The organism is Streptomyces sp. CA-278952, from assembly GCF_028747205.1.
GTDB lineage: Bacteria > Actinomycetota > Actinomycetes > Streptomycetales > Streptomycetaceae > Streptomyces.
In genome coordinates this window covers 5,120,724-5,139,250 of sequence record NZ_CP112880.1, presented here as the reverse complement: position 1 = coordinate 5,139,250, position 18,527 = coordinate 5,120,724, and the positions used below count along the sequence as shown (strand labels likewise).

Below are 18,527 nucleotides of genomic sequence, written 5' to 3'. Positions count from 1 at the left end.
GGCTTTACTTGATCAGCGGCCCGAGGGGCTGACCAGCACGCTCATCGTCGAGCCGTTGCGGGGCTCGTGGACGATGGAGATGCGGGTGTTCGTGTCAGAAACCTTGACACTGCCCGTGGGGTTCTCCTTGTACCAGTAGGTGCCCTTGCGGTCGTCGAAGACCGGGTTGCCCAGGGCGGGCTTGATGTGCAGCGGGACGTCCGCGTTGTGGAGCGTGAAGCCCTCGTTCGGGTACCAGCTGAACGGCGCGTCGAACGGCTGGATCTTGTTGCGCAGGAGCGAGCCGTCCTTCCACTTCAGCGGCTTGGCGTGCGCGTCGATCGGCAGGATCAGACCCTGGCCCGGGTGGACGGAGGTGTTGTTGTCCTTCTGGGAGGTGTCCCAGAGCCAGACCAGCAGACCGTTCTGGTACGCGTAGTGCTCGACCCAGTCCGGACGGGTGCCGGAGAAGCCGAAGTTGTACGGGCCGACCTTGAGGGTCTCGTCGTACGACACGTACTGGCGGTTCTCCGCGATGTAGTACTGCGGGTAGTCCTGGGTGAAGGACTCGCCGATGCGCGAGAAGCCCTTCGCGGTCCAGCCGTTGTCGTCGCCCTCGGCGTTGTCCGAGAAGAGCGCGGCGCCGTCGGCCGTGACGGTGATGGCGTCGGCCGCGAAGCCCTTGCCGCCCGCGCCGCCGTCCGTCTGGTAGCGGAAGCGGAGGTCGACCTTCTTGCCCGCGTAGGCGTCCAGGGAGAAGGACAGCTTCTTGTACGCGCCCGAGACGTCGGTCAGGGCCGGCTTGTCACTGGCGTCGCGCGGAATGGCCTTGCCGTCGGCGGTGCCGTCGAGCGCGGTCCAGTTGGCGCCACCGTTGTCGGACACCTCGGTGTAGAGGTAGTCGTAGTCGGCCTCGATGTCGTACCAGCCCGAAAGGTCCAGCGTGGCCTTGGACTTGCCGGTCAGGTCGACCGAGCGGGTCAGGGTGTTCGACAGGTCGTCGCCCATGTCGCTCCACCACTGCTTCGCGCCCTCGGCGGGCTTGACGACGGTGGTGGTGACGGCCTTCTTCGGCAGCTCGACAACGAGCGCCTGCGGGTTCTTGGTGTTGTACTCCGAGACGCCCAGCTTGTGCAGCGAGGTCTTGCCGGCCTTGGCCTTGTCGTAGTCGAGCCAGCCCAGCTGGAGCTTGTCCCACGAGGTCATGTCGCCCGGCAGGTTGCCGATCTCGCCGGTGCCGGTGCCGAGCCAGGAGCCCGCCGACATCAGGGACCAGAAGCCGACCGAGTTCTCGCCACCGCCGGAGGTGTCGTACAGGTCCGGGAGGCCGAGGTCGTGGGCGTACTCGTGGGCGAAGACGCCCAGGCCGCCGTTCTCGGGCTGGACGGTGTAGTCGCCGACCCAGATGCCCGTGTCGCCGATCTGGGCACCACCGGCCTTGTTGTCCGCGGGGCCGGTCGCACCGGCGTTGGTGCCGTACGCGTACCAGCGGTGCGCCCAGATGGCGTTGGTGCCCTCGGCGCCGCCGCCGGCCGACTCGTCCTCACCGGCGTGCACCAGCTGGAAGTGGTCGATGTAGCCGTCGGGCTCGTTGAAGTTGCCGTCACCGTCGAAGTCGTAGCGGTCCCACTCGTCGTACTCGGCGAGGTTCGCCTTGATCTCCGCGTCGGTGCGGCCCTTGGCCTGCTGGTCGGCGACCCAGGCGTTCACGCCGTCGCGCACCGCGTCCCACACGTTGGCACAGTTGGTCTGGCCGCAGTAGTTGGATCCGTAACGGGCCTCGTTGTAGGGGACCTTGACCCAGTCGGAGACCTCTCCCTCGACCGAGTAGCGACCCGAGGAGGTCTTCTCGTAGTAGGTCTTGAGCGAGTGGACGCCCTTGCCCTCGCCGAAGTACAGCTCCTGGAAGTGCGCCCGGTTGTAGTCGGCCTTCCAGGCGGTGCTGTTGTCCTTCTTCGGGTCCGGCTCGGCGATCTTGTTGTGCGCCGGGCCCGGGGCGCCCCCGAACTTCTTGACGGGCGGCTTGGGGCCGTCGCCGTCCGGGTCGAACATCGTGGCGTCGTCGACCTGGTCGCCGAACTCCAGCAGGATGGTGAAGATCTTGTCGGTCTTCTCCCGGCCGAGCTCCACGTACTTCTTGTCGCCGAGCTTGACGACCTTGGAGCCGTTCCGGTTCGCCACCTTCTTGTCCCCGGACAGCACCTGCTCCAGCGCGGCTTCGCGCTGAGCGGCCTGCTGCTCGCTGAAGGGGCCCTCCAGGTTGTGCTCCACGTGCCCCTTGGCCGGCGCCGGGTCACGGCGGTCGACGGTGGAGACACCGGAAGCTGATGAGCCGTCATGCGCCTGGGCGGTGGCGAAGGTCGACGCCGTCGCGGCGGTCGCGGCCATGGCCACGACAACGGCGGCGGCGCGAAGCGCCTGTCTCTGATTGGTCACTTGATGCAGTCCTCCCCGGGCGTCCGCGCAGCGACCAGGGGGGTAGAAAGCGGGCCGCGCGCGTAAACGCGTCACAAGTGACGACATTCGATCGGAGTTGTGAGAGAAAAGACAGACCTTGACTTGAACAGACCAAGTGCACTATGCGGAGTGCCCTTCCGGTATGCGGACGGTATGGGGAGGGCATGGGAACGGTAAAAGAACGTCGGTGGCCCGGACCAGGCCGTTCGCCACACCCCAACAGGCGCGTCCCCCTGTCCGGTTGGTAAGAGGCGTGACTCCGTGCGCCCCCTGTGCACCGGTACCGTGTGTTAGGTCACGCTTACTACCGGTCCGGCTCGGGCATTCACCGTCGTAGGGTCGTTCGGCGCGCACGACCGTGCCGACCGCCACCCGCCCATCCGACGTCCCAAGGACGGAAACCGCCATGCCGCGTCCGACTGCCGCACAGTTCGCCTACGGTTCGGCCACCGTCGTCGTCACGACGCTCGCCCTGCTGCTGCTGTTCCGCACGGAGTCCGGCATCGGCGTCGCCGCCGTCGGGACGACCGCGCTGGCCCTCGGCCTCCTGGTCGCCGTGCGCCTGCCACTCCCCCGTCACCGCGCCGCGGAGGGGGCGGGACGGACGGCGACCGCCGACGCCGCCCGAACCCACCACGCCCTGATGGACGGCGGGGCCCGGGAGCGGGTCGCGGCGGGCCGCTCGTCGGCACCGGCGAACGACCACTCACTGCGCCGCTGAGCGGGTGACGGACCGGAGGGTGGCCGTCCGCTAGCGGGCGACCACCACGACCGTCTTGGCCGCCTTGTCCTGCAACCCCTGCCGGTAGGGCTTGTCGGTGAACATCAGCACGATGTTGATCAGCCACCACAGGCACGGGCAGCACAGCAGCGCCGGCGCCCACAGCACGACGGCCCGCATCAGCGCGGCCCCGGTGTCGGGCACCCGCCCGTCGTTGAGCATCGCGACGCGCAGCTTGAGCAGCCGCTTGCCCAGCGTGCGGCCGTCCTTGTGGGTGAAGTACGTGTCGTAGGCGACGTAGACCACCAGGCCGATGATCGACCACAGCAGCTGGCTCCCGCCGTACCCGTTGGCGACGGCGTCGCCGAACCCGTCGTCGCCGTCCCCGTTGACATCGACCGCGCCGCCCCAGGGCAGCGAGATCAGGTACAGCGGGATCGAGATGACGAGGAAGTCGATGAGCCGCGCCAGGATCCGCTTCCCCGGCTCGGCCAGCGGCGGCATGCCGGCCAGCGGATCGGGCGCTCCGAAGCCGCCGCCGCTGCCGTACGGATCGTTCGGCGGGGGCGGAGGCGGCGGCGGTGGCGGCGCACTGCCGTACGGCTGACCCTCGGACGGCGGCGAGGGCTCCTGCGGCTTCTTGAGGAACGGATCGTCGTCCTCGGGCGGCTGGCCGGGCGTCGGCTGGTCGTTGCTCATGGGGGCAGTGCATCCCGCTCCACCGGGCCCCGCAACGGCTCAGGTGCGTTCGGGGGACACGGAGCGGCATCCGAGTCTAAACGGGCATGTCGCCGGGCGCTCGGGCACGTGTTCCCCGGGCCCGCTCAGCCCACTCGGCCGACTCAGCCCGCTCGGCCGACTCAGCCCGGTCAGCCGTCTCAGTCCGCTCAGCCCACTCAGCCCGCTCAGCCCGCTCAGCCCGCCACGAAGGTGCGGGCCGCCTTGTCGTGCCAGCACTGGCGCCAGGGCCGGTCGATCAGGCACCAGAGGACGTTGGCCACGCCGATGACGAGCAGCCCCAGCACGCCGTAGACGAGCCAGCGGCGCAGGGCCGCGCCCAGGGTGGGCGCGTCGTGGGACTCGATGTCCCGTACGTCGAGCCCGCAGAGCTTCTTGCCCAGCGTCCGGCCCCACTTGGCCGTCGGCAGCGCCTCCAGGAGGAAGCCGATGAGGAGGAAGGCGGCGAGCAGCGTCCCCAGCAGCGCCCCGGTGGTGGAGTCCAGCAGCCAGACGGTGACCGTCTCCCCCGTCTCCTTCGCCGCGGTGATCTTCCGGTCGATGTGGTCGAGCGCCCGGGTCGCCAGCGGGACGGCCGCGGCCCCGACGGCCGCGCCGAGCACGAGGCTGTCGACCAGCCGGGCGGCGAGCCGCTTGCCGAGCCCCGCTGGCCGGGCGGAGGCCTGGTTGCGGGCGAGTTGCTGGAAGGGGTCGTCGACCGGCGGCTTCCAGGGCACGACGGGCTGGTCCGCGCCCGGCCCCTGGTGCTCGTGCTGGAGCTGGTGCGGTTGCTGCTGCTGGTTCGGTTGCCGCTGTTGCGGTTCGGGCTGGGCCAGTTGGTGGACCTGCTGCGCCCAGGAGGCCGAACCGCCGCCGAGGCCCGGCCTCAGCGGCGTCTGCGGGGCCGCCGGCTGCACGGGGGCGGGGGACGGCGTGGGCACGGGAGCGGGGGCCTGGACCGGCCCCTGCCGCACTTCCTGCGGTACGGGAGCGGGAGCGGGAGCCGGGGCCGGGGCGGCCGGCGCTGGAGTCGGCAGCGGTGCCTGCTGTACCGATGCCTGCTGTACCGCTGCCTGCTGTGGCTGCGCGTTCTGTCCCAGTGGCCGCTGTGAGTGCTGTGAGTGCTGTGGTTGCTGTGGTGGCTGCGCGTGCTGTGCCTGCGCCGGCAGTGCCCGGGGCGCCGGAGCCGGTGCGAGGCTGTTCCGTGCCGCGCCCACGTTCTGCGGCCCCTGCTGCGTACCGGCGTTCGACGGTGCCGGGGCGGCCGGCTGAACGGCGTTGGACTGTGCGGCGCTGGGCCCCGCGGCGCGCGGTCCCACCGGGCGGATCGTGACCGTCCCGTCGGTCGGCGGACGCGCCCCGGCCTCCTCGGCGGACCGGCCGCCCTCCCGCGTCCCCGGCAGCGCGCCGCCGACCGGGTCCTGGGCCAGCGGCGCCCTCGGGTCGGCCGACGCCGAGGGATGGCCGGCGGGCTCCTGGGCCGGCCCGCCCCAGTCGACCCGGCGGTCCCGTTCGCCGCCGAACCCGTTCTGGCGTGCGGTGTCCGCCTGCCAGACGGACGCGGAGCCCCCGTGGTCCGCGATGGGTTCACCGGATCCGGCCGGGGCCACCGGGCCGGCCCGGAGTCCGTTCTGGACGCCCTCCTGGGGACCGTCGTCCTCCTCGTCGAAGAAGATCGGCCCGGTCTCCTCCACCGGCGCGGCCTGCTCACCGGCGGCGGGAGCGGCGGACGGACCCGCCTGACGGGGCGCGGGGCGGCTCGTGCCGGGAACCCAGGACGCGCCGTTCCAGTACCGGACGTAGCCGGGGATGGAGGGGTCGGGGTAGTAGCCCTCGCGGGGGCTTTCGTCACCGGGTGCCGGAGTTGGCGCGCTCATCAGCGGGTCCCGTATCTCTTCGAGGCCTCAGGCCGTCCCCGCCGGGCGGGCGGACGGCCTCAATACAAGGGTCCACATCTATCAGACCGCCGGCCACCCCCGGGCCGGTCCACCTGTTTGGGACCACTTTCGGGACTGCGTGAAGTTTTTTGGAGAAGTCGCGTAATAGGTGGCGGGGAGGGCGCTCTCTCCTTGTGCGGGGCGGTCACGGGGCCGGCCCACGAGCACCGGAAGGTTGTGCATTCCCATGATGAGCATCGTGGAACGTGAGCTGGAACTGAAGCTGGTCCTGTCCCCCGAGCGGTCCATTCCGGTACCCGCCCGGCTGACGTATCGCACCGACGACCCGTACGCCGTGCACATCGCCTTCCACATCGGCTCCGAGTCGCCCGTGCACTGGACGTTCGCCCGGGAGTTGCTGGTGGAGGGCGTGTTCCGGCCGTGCGGGCACGGGGACGTACGGATCTGGCCGACGAAGGTCGCGGGTCGCGGCGTCATCTGTGTGGCCCTCACCTCCCCCGACGGCGACGCCCTGCTCGAAGTGAACTCGGCGGCCGTGGCCGCCTGGGTGGAGCGGACCCTGCGGGTGGTGCCGCCGGGTTCGGAGAGCGACCGGCTCGGCATCGACGAGGCGCTGGCGGAGCTGCTGGCCCCGCTGCCGGCCGACGACCTGTGGCTGAGCGACCCGTGGGCGGCGGACGACGCGCCGTCCCAGGACGGCGAGGCGTGAGGGCGGCCGGACAGGAGGGCGCTGTCAGGAGAGCTCGCCGGGGCCGCTGTCAGAAGAGCTTGCCGGGGTTGAGGAGGCCCAGCGGGTCGAAGGCCGCCTTGATGGAGCGTTGCAGTGCGATGCCGGTCTCACCCAGTTCGCGGGCGAGCCACTCCTTCTTGAGGACGCCCACGCCGTGTTCGCCGGTGATGGTCCCGCCCAGTTCGAGGCCGAGCGCCATGATCGCGTCGAAGGACTCGCGGGCCCGGCGGGACTCGTCGGGGTCGTGGTGGTCGAAGCAGACGACGGGGTGGGTGTTGCCGTCGCCCGCGTGGGCGCAGACGCCGATGGTGAGGCCGTACTCCTCGGCGATGGCCGCCGTGCCCGCGAGCATCGCGCCGAGCTGCGAGCGCGGTACGCAGACGTCGTCGATCATCGTGGCGGGCTTGACGGTCTCCAGGGCGGTGAGCGACATCCGGCGGGCCTGGAGGAGGAGTTCGGACTCGGCGGGATTGTCGGCGGGGACCACCTCGGTGGCCCCGGCGGCGGTGCACAGGGCTCCGACGGCGGCGAGGTCGGCCGATGGGTCGGGGGTGTCGAAGGCGCAGAGCAGCAGGGCCTCGGTGGTCTCGGGCAGGCCCATGGAGGCCATCGCGTTGACGGCACGCACGGTCGTACGGTCCATCAGTTCGAGGAGTGACGGGGTGTGACCACGCTCCATGATCCGGCACACAGCGTCACAGGCGGCGGCTGCCGAGGGGAACTCGGCGGCGAGGACGAGCTGCTGGGGCGGCTGCGGTCGCAGCGCGAGGACGGCCTTGACGACGACTCCGAGGCTGCCCTCGGAGCCGACGAAGAGCCGGGTCAGGTCGTAACCGGCGACGCCCTTGGCGGTGCGGCGGCCGGTGGTCAGGAGCCGTCCGTCGGCGAGGACGACGTCCAGGCCCAGGACGTACTCGGCGGTGACCCCGTACTTCACGCAGCACAGGCCGCCGGACGCGGTGCCGATGTTGCCGCCGATGGTGCACGTCTCCCAGCTGGAGGGGTCCGGCGGGTAGTACAGACCGTGTTCGTTCACCGCGCGTGACAGCACCGCGTTGACGACGCCCGGTTCGACGACGGCGATCCGGTCGACCGGGCTGATCTCCAGGATCCGGTCCATCTTCACCAGGGACAGCACGATGCAGCCGTCCGAGGCGTTGGCCGCGCCGGACAGGCCGGTACGGGCGCCCTGCGGGACGACCGGGACGCGCAGCGCGGTGGCGGTGCGCATGACGTGCTGGACCTGCTCGACCGTGCGCGGGAGCACCACGACGGCCGGGGTGCCGGCCTCGCAGAAGCTCGCCATGTCGTGGGCGTAGGACGCGGTGACGTCCGGATCGGTGATCAGCGCCTCGGGGGGCAGTCCCGCGCGCAGCCGTTCGAGGAGATCGCTCATGATCCAAGCGTGACACCCGGGGCCAATGGTGTGAACCCGTGGGCGGCGGCGATCCGAAGGAGCGGTGTGCTCGTATGACTGACGCACAGTGATGGCCATGGATGTCATGCCGCAGCAGGATCCGGAGTCCCGCCAGCCGCCCGAGCCGTCCCGGCAGGCCCCGCAGGCCCCGAAGGCCCCGCAGGACCCTTACGTGCTGCCCGCCGAAGGCGCCACCGCCGTACCCCCGCCGCCGCCCACCCTCCGGACGACGTTGCGCCGGGCCGCGTTCGGCGCGGTCGCCGCCGGGGTGCTGCTGGCCGGGGCGCTGGTGGCGGTGGAGGACGGGGAGGGCGACGGGCCGAAGGAGCCGGGGCCGGTCGAGCGGGCCGAGGCGGCGGTGACGGCGGGCTCCCCCGCCTCGCTGTCGGACCTCACCGCGCTGATCGGGGACCGGCAGAAGTGGGTGGAGTCCCACCCCCAGGACGCCCCGTCCCTGGCGACGCTCGGCACGGCGTACGTGGAGTGGGCGCGGCGTTCGGCGGACACGACGTACTACGCACGCGCCGAGAAGACCCTGAAGCGTTCGCTGGAGGCACGGGCGGGCGAGCGCGGGAACGAGGAGGCGTGGGTGGGCCTGGCGGCCCTGGCCAACGCCCGGCACGACTTCCTCGCGGCGAAGCGGTGGGGCGAGACCGTGAAGAGGCAGCAGCCGAAGGCCTGGAGCGTGTACCCGGTCCTCATCGACGCGTACACCGGGCTCGGCGACCAGAAGGCGGCGACCGCGGCGACGGAGAAGTTCGGCGAGCTGCGCAAGGGCGTTCCGGCGCTGGCCCGCACCGCCGAGCTGTACCGGGGCCAGGGCTGGCGCGAGGACGCGCTGGCCACCGCCAGGGAGGCGGCGGACCGGGCGACGCAGCCCGCCGAGAAGGCCGAGGCGCTGCACCGGCTGGGCGAGCTGGCCCGGGAGCGGGGCGAACCGGAGGAGGCGGTGGCGCAGTTCGACGCGGCGCTGCGCACGGACGACGGTCACCACGCCTCGCTGGCGGGCCGGGCCCGGGCCCTGGTGGCGCTGGAGCGCACCGACGAGGCGCTGGCCGCGTACCAGAGCGCGCTGGAGAAGTTCCCGCGCCCGGAGTACGCCCTGGAGCTGGGCGAGCTGTACGAGTCGCTGGGGCTGGACGGGGACGCCCGCACCCAGTACGCCCGGCTGCGGAAGATGGTGGCGGGGGCGAAGAAGGCAGGGGTCGACGAGTCCCTGGTGCTGGCCCGTTTCGAGGCCGACCACGGGGACCCGGACGCGGCGGTGGAGCTGCTGCGCGGCCAGTGGGCGAAGCAGCACCGCAGTGCGGCGGTGGCGGACGCGCTGGGCTGGGCGCTGCACCGGGCGGGCGAGTCGGAGGAGGGCCTGGAGTACGCGCGGCGGGCCGCGGACACGGGCGTGCGGAACGCCTCGTACGCGTACCACCTGGGCGTGATCCAGCGGGAGCTGGAGGACTACGGTCCGGCGCGCCGGAATCTGGAGCAGGCCGTGCGCACCGACCCGGCCTTCTCGCCGCTCGCCGCGCCGCTGGCCCGTCAGGCGCTGGACGCGCTGGGCGAGCCGCCGCCGGGCGGGCCGGGTGACATGCGGCCGCCCCCGCCGCCGCCCGCCCCGGAGCCGAAACCGGAGCCGAAGCGGGAGACAGGACGGGAGACGGCGCCGGAGACGAGGCCTGAGGCTCCGGCCCCCTCGAAAGCAGCCCCGTCCCCGTCCCCGTCCCCGTCACCGTCGAACGCCGCGGCGAGCAGCGCGGCGGCCGGGAAGCCGGAAACGGCGGCCGAGGCGTCGAAGAGCCCCTGACCTCAACAGGACGCCGTGAACGACGTGGCCGCCGCGGTCCGGGGTACTGCCCCGGACCGCGGCGGCGCCATGTGCGCAGGGCACGGCTCAGAGGTTGCCGCGCTTCTCCTGCTCGCGCTCGATCGCCTCGAACAGGGCCTTGAAGTTGCCCTTGCCGAAGCCCATGGAGCCGTGGCGTTCGATCATCTCGAAGAAGACGGTCGGCCGGTCCTGGACCGGCTTGGTGAAGATCTGCAGCAGGTAGCCGTCCTCGTCGCGGTCGACGAGGATCTTCAGCTCGCGCAGGGTCTCGACCGGCACCCGGGTCTCGCCGGCCCACTCGCCGAGGGTGTCGTAGTACGAGTCGGGGGTGTCCAGGAACTGGACCCCGGCGGCGCGCATCGCGCGGACGGAGGCGACGATGTCGTTCGTGGCGAGCGCGATGTGCTGGACGCCCGCGCCGCCGTAGAACTCCAGGTACTCGTCGATCTGCGACTTCTTCTTCGCGATGGCCGGCTCGTTGATCGGGAACTTGACCTTGAGCGTGCCGTCGGCGACGACCTTCGACATCAGGGCGGAGTACTCGGTGGCGATGTCGTCGCCCACGAACTCCTTCATGTTGGTGAAGCCCATGACCTGGTTGTAGAAGCCGACCCACTCGTTCATCCGGCCGAGCTCGACGTTGCCGACGCAGTGGTCGATCGCCTGGAAGGTGCGCTTGGCGGGCGGCTCGACCATCGGCGAGGCCGCCGCGAAGCCGGGGAGGTAGGGGCCCTCGTAGCCGGAGCGCTCCACCAGGGTGTGGCGGGTCTGGCCGTACGTGGCGATGGCGGCGAGGACGACGGTGCCGTGCTCGTCCTTGACCTCGTGCGGCTCGGTGAGGCCGCGGGCGCCGTGCTCGACAGCGTACGCGTACGCGGCGCGGGCGTCCGGGACCTCGATCGCGAGGTCGATGACACCGTCGCCGTGCTCGGCGACGTGGTCGGCGAGGAAGGTGCCCCACTCGGTGGACGGTTTGATCACGGAGGTGAACACGAAGCGGGCGGCGCCGTTGGTCAGGACGTAACTCGCGGTCTCACGGGTGCCGTTCTCCGGTCCGGAGTAGGCGACCAGCTTCATGCCGAAGGCGGTCGAGTAGTAGTGCGCGGCCTGCTTGGCGTTGCCCACGGCGAAGACGACCGCGTCCATTCCCTTGACCGGGAAGGGGTCGGCCTGCCGGACGGTTTCGGGGCTGGTGTGCAGAGTCTCAGTCATGTTCGAAGGCTCTCCCCACATCGCAAGGTGCGCAATAGTTCGCGTATCGGCTGGTCAATGTGCCCAGTCAATCGCCATGATGGCCGGACTATCTGTACAGGGTGACCATCAGAGGCAGGCTCATGGCGATCGATCATCTGGACGGGCGGCTCATCGTGCTCCTGGCGCGCGAACCGCGGATCGGTGTCCTCGAAGCATCCCGGCGGCTCGGGGTGGCGCGCGGGACCGTGCAGGCGCGGCTGGACCGCCTTCAGTCGAACGGCGTCATCCGGGGATTCGGTCCCGACGTGGATCCGGCGGCGCTCGGCTACCCGGTCACCGCGTTCGCCACGCTGGAGATCAAGCAGGGCCAAGGGGCCGACGTACGCGCCCATTTGGGCGGGGTGCCGGAAGTGCTGGAGCTGCACACCACGACCGGGCACGGCGACATGTTCTGCCGCCTGGTCGCCCGTTCCAACGCCGATCTCCAGCGGGTGATCGACCGGGTTGTCGGATTTGATGGCATTGTCCGGGCCTCCACGGCGATCGTCATGGAGAATCCGGTTCCGCTGCGGATCATCCCGCTGGTGGAACAGGCGGCCGAGGACACCGACTGAGCCAAGGGCTCGGGAGGCCACCCGATCCGAAGGAGCGCCGTGTGAGCTTCTGGGAGTATCTGAACACCCGCCACCAGCAGCTCCTCACGGACGCGTTCCAGCACGTCAGCGCGGTCTTCCAGTGCATGGTGATCGCGACCGTGCTGGGCGTGGTCATCGGCGTGGTGAGCTACCGCAGCGGCTGGGGCGGCTCCCTCGCCGTCACCTCCACGTCCACGATCCTCACCATCCCCTCGCTCGCCGCGATCGGTCTGCTGATCCCGCTGGTCGGCCTCGGCGTCGCGCCGACCGTGATCACCCTGACGCTGTACGGGCTGCTGCCGATCGTCCGGAACGCCATCGTCGGGCTGCGGGGGGTCGATCCGTCGCTGGTCGACGCGGCGACGGGCATCGGGATGTCGCGGCCGGCCCGGCTGTGCCGGGTGGAGCTGCCGCTCGCCTGGCCGCCGATCCTGACCGGGATCCGGGTCTCCACCCAGATGCTGATGGGCATCGCCGCCATCGCCGCGTACGCCTCCGGGCCGGGCCTCGGCAACGAGATCTTCCGGGGCATCGCCTCGCTGGGCAGCGCCAACGCGATCAACCAGGTCCTCGCGGGCACGCTCGGCATCGTCGTCCTCGCCCTGCTCTTCGACGCCGCGTACGTCCTGCTGGGGCGGCTGACCATCCCGAGGGGGATCCGTGCCTGAGACCGAGACCGGCGCTGTCGCCCCGGAGGAGGGGACCACCGCCACCTCCGGGGCCACCATCCAGCTGGAGAACCTCACCAAGAGCTACCCGGGCACCCCGAACCCGGCCGTCGAGAACGTCTCGATGGAGATCAGGGCGGGTGAGACGGTGGTCTTCGTCGGGCCGTCCGGCTGCGGGAAGTCCACCACCCTGAAGATGATCAACCGGCTGATCGAGCCGACGTCGGGCCGGATCCGGATCGACGACGAGGACGTCACCGACATCGACCCGGTGAAGCTGCGCCGCAAGATCGGCTACGCGATCCAGTCCTCCGGCCTCTTCCCGCACATGACGGTGGCGGACAACATCGCCCTGGTCCCGAAGATGGTCGGCTGGTCCAAGTCGCGGGTCCGGGACCGGGTGGAGGAGATGCTCGACCTGGTGGGCCTGGACCCGCGCGAGTTCCACGGCCGCTATCCGCGCCAGCTCTCCGGCGGGCAGCAGCAGCGGGTGGGGGTGGCGCGGGCGCTGGCCGCCGACCCTCCCGTACTGCTGATGGACGAGCCGTTCGGGGCGGTCGACCCGATCACCCGCGACCACCTCCAGGACGAGCTGATCCGGCTCCAGCACGAGCTGCACAAGACGATCGTGTTCGTCACCCACGACTTCGACGAGGCGATCAAGCTCGGCGACCGGATCGCGGTGCTGCGGGAGCGCTCGCACATCGCGCAGTTCGACACCCCCGAGGCCATCCTGACCAACCCGACGGATGACTTCGTCTCCGGCTTCGTCGGCGCGGGCGCGGCCCTGAAGCGGCTGAATCTGACCCGCGTACGGGATGTGGGCATCGCGGACTTCCCGACGGTGACGGTCGAGGACCCGCTCCAGTCGATCTTCAACAAGCTGCGCAGCGGCCCGTACAACGAACTGCTGATGCTGGACCGCCGCAACCGCCCGTACAAGTGGCTGCGGCGCGGCGATCTGATGCGGGCGCGCGGTTCGCTGGCGCGGGCCGGGCAGCTGGTGCACGACACGGTGACCCGGGACGCCACGCTGCACGACGCGCTGGAGGCGGTCCTCACCGACAGCGGGGGCCGGGTCGCGGTGACCGGGCGGCGCGGCGAGTTCATCGGGGTCGTCGACATGAAGACGCTGATGGACAACGTGCAGGAGCTGCTGGAGGCCGACCGGCTGACCGCGATGGAGCACCAGCACGAGCTGGAGGAGCTGCGGGTCCACCAGACGGAGCAGGAGCTGGAGGGGGGTGGCGGCGGCCGATGAGTCCCAGCCATCCGTCCGGCTCCGGCAAGAACCCGGCCGCCCCCACCCGTCCGCCGGGTGAGCACGACGTCAAGGGCCACGCGTTCCACGACGAGGAGAGCGACCCCTCCCCCTCCCCCGCCCCGGCCGTGCCGGAGCGCCGGTTCACCTGGCGGAAGCTGGTGGTCCTGCCGGTGGTGCTGGTGGTCGTCCTGGTCGTCACCTACGTCTGGATCACCAACATCCACCTGGACTCGATCGCGGAGAACTCGCTGACCGGCGGCAATGTGCAGCTGCGCTGGTGGCAGCACGTGCGGTTGACGGCGATCTCCACGTTCTGGGTGCTGATCATCGCGATCCCGCTGGGCATCGCCCTGACCCGGCGGCGGCTGCGGAAGGCGGCCCCGGCGTTCACCGCCCTGGCCAACATCGGGCAGGCGACGCCCGCGATCGGTCTGCTGGCGCTGCTGGTGATCTGGCTGGGCATCGGCCCGCGGACCGCGATCATCGGCATCGTGATCTATGCGGTGCTGCCGGTGCTCTCCAACACGGTGGCGGGCCTGCGGGGGATCGAGCCGAACATGATCGAGGCGGCGCGCGGGATGGGGATGTCCGGCCGGGGCGTCCTGATGAAGGTGGAGCTGCCGCTCGCGGTCCCGCTGATCCTGGCCGGGGTGCGTACGGCACTCGTCCTGAACGTCGGCACGGCGACGCTGGCGACGTTCGGCGGGGGCGGCGGACTGGGCGACCTGATCACGTCGGGGATCCAGACGCAGCGGATGCCGGTGCTGGTCATCGGCTCGGTGCTGACGGTGGTGCTGGCCCTGCTGGTGGACTGGCTGGCCTCGCTGGCCGAGTTGGCGCTGACGCCGCGCGGGTTGGAGGAGCGATGAGGAGGACGGCGTACGTTCCCCGGCGCGGGGCCGTGGCGATCGGTGGCCTGGCCCTGGCGGTGGCGCTGGGCGGCTGCGGGCTCAAGAGCGGTTCGCCGATGGTGGACGACGTGTCGCCGGGGTCGGTCGGGCAGGGCGAGCCGCTCAAGGGCGCGACGCTGACCGTGACGTCGAAGAACTTCAGCGAGAACATCATCCTGGGCCAGATGACCGGCCTGGTGTTCAAGGCGGCCGGGGCGGAGGTCCTGGACCGGACGAACCTGCCGGGTTCGATCAGCGCGCGCGAGGCCATCATCAACGGCGACGCCGACGCGATGTGGGACTACACCGGCACGGGCTGGATCACCTTCCTCGGCCACGCGGACCCCATCGTCGACCCGGAGAAGCAGTACGAGGCGGTGCGGGACGAGGACCGGGGCAACGGGGTGGTCTGGCTGCCGCCGGCGCCGCTCGACAACACGTACGCGCTCGCTGTCAGCAAGAAGAACAACGCCAGGTACCAGCTGGAGACCCTCTCGGACGTGGCGGCCCTGTCGAAGAAGGACCCGGGTGCGGTGACGATCTGCGTGGAGAACGAGTTCGCCTCCCGCGACGACGGGCTGCCCGGCATGGAGAAGAAATACGGGATGAACATCCCGGCAGGCAACATCCGGAAGATGGACGCCGGGATCATCTACACCCAGGTCTCCGAGTCCGACTCCTGCCTGCTGGGCGAGGTGTTCACCACCGACGGCCGGATCAAGGCCATGAACCTGGACGTCCTGGAGGACGACGAGAACTTCTTCCCCAACTACAACGCCTCCCCGGTGATCCACGAGGCGACCTTCGAGAAGTACCCGGTGATCGCGGAACTGCTGGACCCGCTGGCGAGGAAGCTGACGACCGAGGTGGCGCAGACGCTGAACGCCAAGGTGGACGTGGAGGGCGAGGACCCGCACGAGGTGGCGAAGGACTGGCTGGTGGCGGAGGGGTTCATCGAGGAGGGGTGAGTTACAGAGGACCGTTGCAAACATTTCCTTGCAAAAAAGGCTTGCAAAGGTTGCTTTGCATCTCTACCTTCGAACCATGGCAGAGAACGAGGACGTCCGCCCCTACCGCTACGACGGCACCGACCGGAAGATCCACAACGTCGACGCCCGCACCTTGCGGGCCATCGCGCACCCCCTCCGGATGCGACTGCTGAAGGCGCTGCGCGATTTCGGCCCCGCCACCGCCTCCCAGCTCGGCGAGCGGCTGGGCGAGTCCAGCGGCGCGACCAGCTACCACCTGCGCCAGCTGGCCGAGTCCGGCATGGTCGAGGACGCCCCGGAGCTGGGCAAGGGCCGCGAACGCTGGTGGCGGGCGGCCCACGACGGCTCGACCGTCGAGAGCGCCGAGTTCCGGACGCACGCCGACCCGGAGGTACGCGGGGCCATCGACTTCGTCCTCCACGAGACGGCCACCGGTCACGCCCAGGAGCTGAACACCTGGCTGGGCACGATGGACGACTGGCCGGACGAGTGGCAGCGGAGCTGGGACATGAGCGACTTCACGATCCGCCTCACCCCGGAGCTCGCTCTGGAGCTGTCCCAGAAGGCCCAGGAGCTTGTGGAGAGCTACCGGGGCCGCGTCCCCGACGACACCGAGGGATCGGCCGTCGTCCGGACGCACCTGCACACCTTCCCGCGCGCCTCCGAATGAAGCCACCGCACACCGCAACTCCCCACCATCTGAAGGGAATCCCGTTATGCACGCCGACGTCCACCACCTCCTGCACACCACCCGAGCCGCCGAACTGCACCACACGGCCACGGCGTTCCGCCTCCCCCGCACCAGCCTGCGCACCCGGGTCGGCTGGACCCTGGTCGAGGTGGGACTGCGCCTGACGACCCGGAGCCGGGAGGCGACCGCGCCCCGCACCGCCGCCTTCCATCCGGCCTGACCATCGACTCGGGGGAGACAGCACCATGGGGCATCGCGGAAACCGCACACCGCTCGCCGCCACGCTCGCGGCCAACGCCATTTCCACCGCAGGTACTTCACTGACCCTGATCGGCGTCCCCTGGTTCGTCCTGGAGACCACCGGCAGCGCCGGCCGGGCCGGGTTCGTCGCCTTCTGCGCCACCCTGCCGATCGTCGTCGCCGCACTGATCGGCGGACCGGTCATCGACCGGATCGGCCGCCGCCGGGTCGCCATCGCCTCCGACGCGGTGTGTGCTGCGGCCATCGCGACGATCCCGCTGCTGCACTTCGCCGGCGTCCTCGACTTCTGGATGCTGTGCGCGCTGATGGCGGTCAACGGGTTCGCCCACACCCCGGGCAACACCGCGCGCTACGTCCTGATCCCGGACCTGGCCGAGCACGCCGGCACCACGCTCCCCCGGGCCGCCAGCCTCTTCGACGCGGTCACGCGCGGGGCCCGGATGGTCGGCGCGGCGCTCGCCGGAGTCCTCATCGCCTTCGCCGGCGCGGAGACGGTCCTGCTGCTGGACGCGGCGACGTTCGGCCTGTCCGCCCTGCTGATCGCCACGGGGGTACGCGGAATGCGCGCGGCCGAACCGAGGAAGGCCGAAGCCCCGGTATCGCTGCGCACGTACGGCTCCGAACTCCGCGAGGGATACACCCACGTGCTGGGTAACCGGCTGCTGCTGGCGATCGTGGTCATGGTGATGTTCATGAACGGCACCGACCAGGGCTGGTATGCCGTGCTGCTCCCGGTGCACGCCGAGGCCGAGCTGGGCGGCGCGACCGCCATCGGCCTGCTCACCGCGCTGTTCGGGGCGGGCGGGCTGGCGGGGGCCCTGCTGTACGGGGCGGTGGGGCACCGGTTCTCACGGCGGACGGTGTTCACGGTGTGCGTGATCCTGTGCGGGGCGCCGAGGTTCCTGGTCGCCGCGGTGACCGGGACGACGCTGCCCCTCGCGGTGACGATGCTGCTCGGCGGGATCGCGGGCGGCGTGCTGAACCCGATCCTGACGACGGTGACCTACGAACGGGTGCCGGACCGGCTGCGCAGCCGGGTGTCGGGGGCGCTGACGGCGGGTTGCGAGTTCGCGATGCCGCTGGGCGGGCTGGCGGCCGGGCTGCTGGTGGAGGGCGCGGGGGCGACGGGGGCGCTGCTGCTGATGGGCGGGGTCTACTTCCTGGCCACGCTGAGCCCGCTGGTGTTCCCGTCCTGGCGGACGCTGGACGACGGGCCGGTGACGGAGCCCGTACAGCCGGCGCCACCCGTCGTACCGTCGGTGCCGTCGGTGCCGTCGGTGCAGGTCAGCAGCTCGGCACCTTCCCGCCCGACTCCAGGGCCCTGAGCGAGCCGACCGCGTCCTTCAGCGTGGAGACGGGCACGATCCGCAACCCGTCGGGCGCCTCGGCCTCCGCCTGAGCGCACTCGGCCTTCGGCACGAGGAAGACGCTCGCCCCGTCGCGGTGGGCGCCCTGGGCCTTCATCGACACGCCGCCGACCGCGCCGACCGTGCCGTCCGCGTCGATCGTCCCCGTACCGGCGATGGTGCGGCCGCCGGTGAGGTCGCCGCCGGAGCCGTTGCCGTCGAGCTTGTCGATGATGCCGAGGGAGAGGAAGAGACCGGCGCTCGGGCCGCCGACGTCGCCGAGGTCCACCTCCACGCGCATCGAACCGGGCTCGCGGTCCAGGTAGTTCAGGGCGGCGTCGACGGCGACGTTCTGCGACTGCTTCATGTCGTCGAGGTTGTGCTTCTCGATCTCCTTCTCGGAGCCGCCGGTGGGGTAGACGGAGTCGCGCGGCATGACCGCCCGGTCGGTCCGGAACCAGCCGTCGATCACCTCGCCGATACGGACGTCCGTCTTCGGCCCGGTGGCGAGGATCGTCGTCATCCTCAGCTGCCCGTCGGTGGGCCGGGTCTCGGTGCCGGTGATGGTGATCACCGGCCGCCCGTCGTCCTCGCCGAGCACGTCCGCGGTCAGCCCGGGCCGGGCCAGGGTGAACGGCAGCGGTGCGAGGGCCGCCGTACCGAAGAGGGCGAGGACGGGCAGCGCGCAGAGGGCGAGAACGCGGGGGCGCGTGAGACGAGTGAGCACGCACCCAATCTAACCGCCGCCCCCCGGCCGGAACGCGCCAGGCGTACGCCGCCCCCGACGTCTCCGCGAGGGCGGACCCGGGCGTTCCCCGGCCGGTACGGGCCAACCGCAGCGCGTCGGC

The 18,527-nt window shown here is 71.1% G+C and carries 17 protein-coding genes; 11 read left to right on the top strand and 6 right to left on the bottom strand.

Features of this window, described 5'->3' with window-relative positions; all coding sequences use genetic code 11:
* Positions 1-12: 12 nt before the first annotated feature.
* Positions 13-2,415 carry an immune inhibitor A domain-containing protein gene (locus tag N7925_RS23010; RefSeq protein WP_274345012.1) on the bottom strand — a complete coding sequence of 801 codons (2,403 nt, stop codon included), beginning with the start codon at positions 2,413-2,415 and terminating at the stop codon, positions 13-15.
* Between the two features lie 427 nt (positions 2,416-2,842).
* Here N7925_RS23010 and N7925_RS23005 point away from each other — a divergent pair, with 427 nt between their 5' ends.
* Positions 2,843-3,157 carry a hypothetical protein gene (locus tag N7925_RS23005; protein ID WP_265601346.1) on the top strand — a complete coding sequence of 105 codons (315 nt, stop codon included), beginning with the start codon at positions 2,843-2,845 and terminating at the stop codon, positions 3,155-3,157.
* Positions 3,158-3,187: 30 nt separating this feature from the next.
* On the opposite strand, the gene N7925_RS23000 is transcribed toward N7925_RS23005, so the two are convergent.
* Positions 3,188-3,856, bottom strand: a complete 669-nt coding sequence (locus N7925_RS23000; protein WP_265601345.1) for an RDD family protein — start codon at positions 3,854-3,856, stop codon at positions 3,188-3,190.
* A 215-nt stretch (positions 3,857-4,071) separates the two neighbouring features.
* Positions 4,072-5,751 carry an RDD family protein gene (locus tag N7925_RS22995; protein WP_274345011.1) on the bottom strand — a complete coding sequence of 560 codons (1,680 nt, stop codon included), beginning with the start codon at positions 5,749-5,751 and terminating at the stop codon, positions 4,072-4,074.
* Positions 5,752-5,998: 247 nt separating this feature from the next.
* Here N7925_RS22995 and N7925_RS22990 point away from each other — a divergent pair, with 247 nt between their 5' ends.
* Entirely contained in the window at positions 5,999-6,481 is a 483-nt protein-coding gene (locus N7925_RS22990) for an SsgA family sporulation/cell division regulator (protein ID WP_265601344.1), read from the top strand.
* A 49-nt stretch (positions 6,482-6,530) separates the two neighbouring features.
* On the opposite strand, the gene N7925_RS22985 is transcribed toward N7925_RS22990, so the two are convergent.
* On the bottom strand, positions 6,531-7,898 hold the full coding sequence (locus N7925_RS22985; protein WP_265601343.1) for an FAD-binding oxidoreductase: 1,368 nt from the start codon (positions 7,896-7,898) through the stop codon (positions 6,531-6,533).
* A 97-nt stretch (positions 7,899-7,995) separates the two neighbouring features.
* On the opposite strand from N7925_RS22985, the gene N7925_RS22980 reads away from it, so the two are divergent.
* The gene (locus tag N7925_RS22980; RefSeq protein ID WP_274345010.1) at positions 7,996-9,720 is read left to right on the top strand and encodes a tetratricopeptide repeat protein; all 1,725 of its coding nucleotides are present in this window, start codon (positions 7,996-7,998) and stop codon (positions 9,718-9,720) included.
* A gap of 87 nt (positions 9,721-9,807) precedes the next feature.
* Here N7925_RS22980 and hppD read toward each other — a convergent pair whose 3' ends face one another.
* Entirely contained in the window at positions 9,808-10,953 is a 1,146-nt protein-coding gene (hppD, locus tag N7925_RS22975) for a 4-hydroxyphenylpyruvate dioxygenase (RefSeq protein WP_274345009.1), read from the bottom strand.
* A gap of 122 nt (positions 10,954-11,075) precedes the next feature.
* Between hppD and N7925_RS22970 the strand changes: the two genes are divergently transcribed.
* The 8 genes from N7925_RS22970 (at position 11,076) to N7925_RS22935 (ending at position 17,658) form a co-directional block, all read left to right on the top strand.
* Positions 11,076-11,549 carry an Lrp/AsnC family transcriptional regulator gene (locus tag N7925_RS22970; protein ID WP_003968841.1) on the top strand — a complete coding sequence of 158 codons (474 nt, stop codon included), beginning with the start codon at positions 11,076-11,078 and terminating at the stop codon, positions 11,547-11,549.
* A 41-nt stretch (positions 11,550-11,590) separates the two neighbouring features.
* Entirely contained in the window at positions 11,591-12,238 is a 648-nt protein-coding gene (locus tag N7925_RS22965; RefSeq protein WP_265601340.1) for an ABC transporter permease, read from the top strand.
* The gene (locus tag N7925_RS22960) at positions 12,231-13,499 is read left to right on the top strand and encodes an ABC transporter ATP-binding protein (protein WP_265601339.1); all 1,269 of its coding nucleotides are present in this window, start codon (positions 12,231-12,233) and stop codon (positions 13,497-13,499) included. The genes N7925_RS22965 and N7925_RS22960 overlap by 8 nt, the downstream gene beginning before the upstream one ends.
* Positions 13,496-14,371: an ABC transporter permease gene (locus N7925_RS22955; RefSeq protein WP_265601338.1), complete on the top strand. Its 876-nt coding sequence runs from the start codon at positions 13,496-13,498 to the stop codon at positions 14,369-14,371. Before N7925_RS22960 ends, N7925_RS22955 begins: the two co-directional genes overlap by 4 nt.
* Complete coding sequence (locus tag N7925_RS22950) at positions 14,368-15,360, top strand: glycine betaine ABC transporter substrate-binding protein (protein WP_416222924.1); 993 nt, start codon at positions 14,368-14,370, stop codon at positions 15,358-15,360. The genes N7925_RS22955 and N7925_RS22950 overlap by 4 nt, the downstream gene beginning before the upstream one ends.
* Before the next feature lie 76 nt (positions 15,361-15,436).
* Positions 15,437-16,051, top strand: coding sequence for an ArsR/SmtB family transcription factor (locus N7925_RS22945; protein WP_265601337.1), 615 nt, complete (start codon positions 15,437-15,439; stop codon positions 16,049-16,051).
* Positions 16,052-16,097: 46 nt separating this feature from the next.
* A complete protein-coding gene (locus N7925_RS22940; protein WP_274345008.1) occupies positions 16,098-16,292 on the top strand; it encodes a hypothetical protein in 195 nt (64 codons plus the stop codon).
* A gap of 25 nt (positions 16,293-16,317) precedes the next feature.
* Positions 16,318-17,658, top strand: coding sequence for an MFS transporter (locus N7925_RS22935; protein WP_274345007.1), 1,341 nt, complete (start codon positions 16,318-16,320; stop codon positions 17,656-17,658).
* Here the strand turns inward: N7925_RS22935 and N7925_RS22930 are convergent.
* The gene (locus N7925_RS22930) at positions 17,618-18,406 is read right to left on the bottom strand and encodes a S16 family serine protease (protein ID WP_274345006.1); all 789 of its coding nucleotides are present in this window, start codon (positions 18,404-18,406) and stop codon (positions 17,618-17,620) included. The two genes, N7925_RS22935 and N7925_RS22930, sit on opposite strands and share 41 nt — an antisense overlap.
* Between the last annotated feature and the right edge of the window lie 121 nt (positions 18,407-18,527).

What these genes read in the sequence shown, in the direction of transcription:
- N7925_RS23005 (WP_265601346.1), top strand. Translation starts at nt 2,843, where the DNA reads ATGCCGCGTCCGACTGCCGCACAGTTCGCCTACGGTTCGGCCACCGTC.
- N7925_RS23000 (WP_265601345.1), bottom strand. Translation starts at nt 3,856, where the DNA reads ATGAGCAACGACCAGCCGACGCCCGGCCAGCCGCCCGAGGACGACGAT.
- N7925_RS22995 (WP_274345011.1), bottom strand. Translation starts at nt 5,751, where the DNA reads ATGAGCGCGCCAACTCCGGCACCCGGTGACGAAAGCCCCCGCGAGGGC.
- N7925_RS22990 (WP_265601344.1), top strand. Translation starts at nt 5,999, where the DNA reads ATGATGAGCATCGTGGAACGTGAGCTGGAACTGAAGCTGGTCCTGTCC.
- N7925_RS22985 (WP_265601343.1), bottom strand. Translation starts at nt 7,898, where the DNA reads ATGAGCGATCTCCTCGAACGGCTGCGCGCGGGACTGCCCCCCGAGGCG.
- N7925_RS22980 (WP_274345010.1), top strand. Translation starts at nt 7,996, where the DNA reads ATGGATGTCATGCCGCAGCAGGATCCGGAGTCCCGCCAGCCGCCCGAG.
- hppD (WP_274345009.1), bottom strand. Translation starts at nt 10,953, where the DNA reads ATGACTGAGACTCTGCACACCAGCCCCGAAACCGTCCGGCAGGCCGAC.
- N7925_RS22970 (WP_003968841.1), top strand. Translation starts at nt 11,076, where the DNA reads ATGGCGATCGATCATCTGGACGGGCGGCTCATCGTGCTCCTGGCGCGC.
- N7925_RS22955 (WP_265601338.1), top strand. Translation starts at nt 13,496, where the DNA reads ATGAGTCCCAGCCATCCGTCCGGCTCCGGCAAGAACCCGGCCGCCCCC.
- N7925_RS22950 (WP_416222924.1), top strand. Translation starts at nt 14,368, where the DNA reads ATGAGGAGGACGGCGTACGTTCCCCGGCGCGGGGCCGTGGCGATCGGT.
- N7925_RS22945 (WP_265601337.1), top strand. Translation starts at nt 15,437, where the DNA reads ATGGCAGAGAACGAGGACGTCCGCCCCTACCGCTACGACGGCACCGAC.
- N7925_RS22940 (WP_274345008.1), top strand. Translation starts at nt 16,098, where the DNA reads ATGCACGCCGACGTCCACCACCTCCTGCACACCACCCGAGCCGCCGAA.
- N7925_RS22935 (WP_274345007.1), top strand. Translation starts at nt 16,318, where the DNA reads ATGGGGCATCGCGGAAACCGCACACCGCTCGCCGCCACGCTCGCGGCC.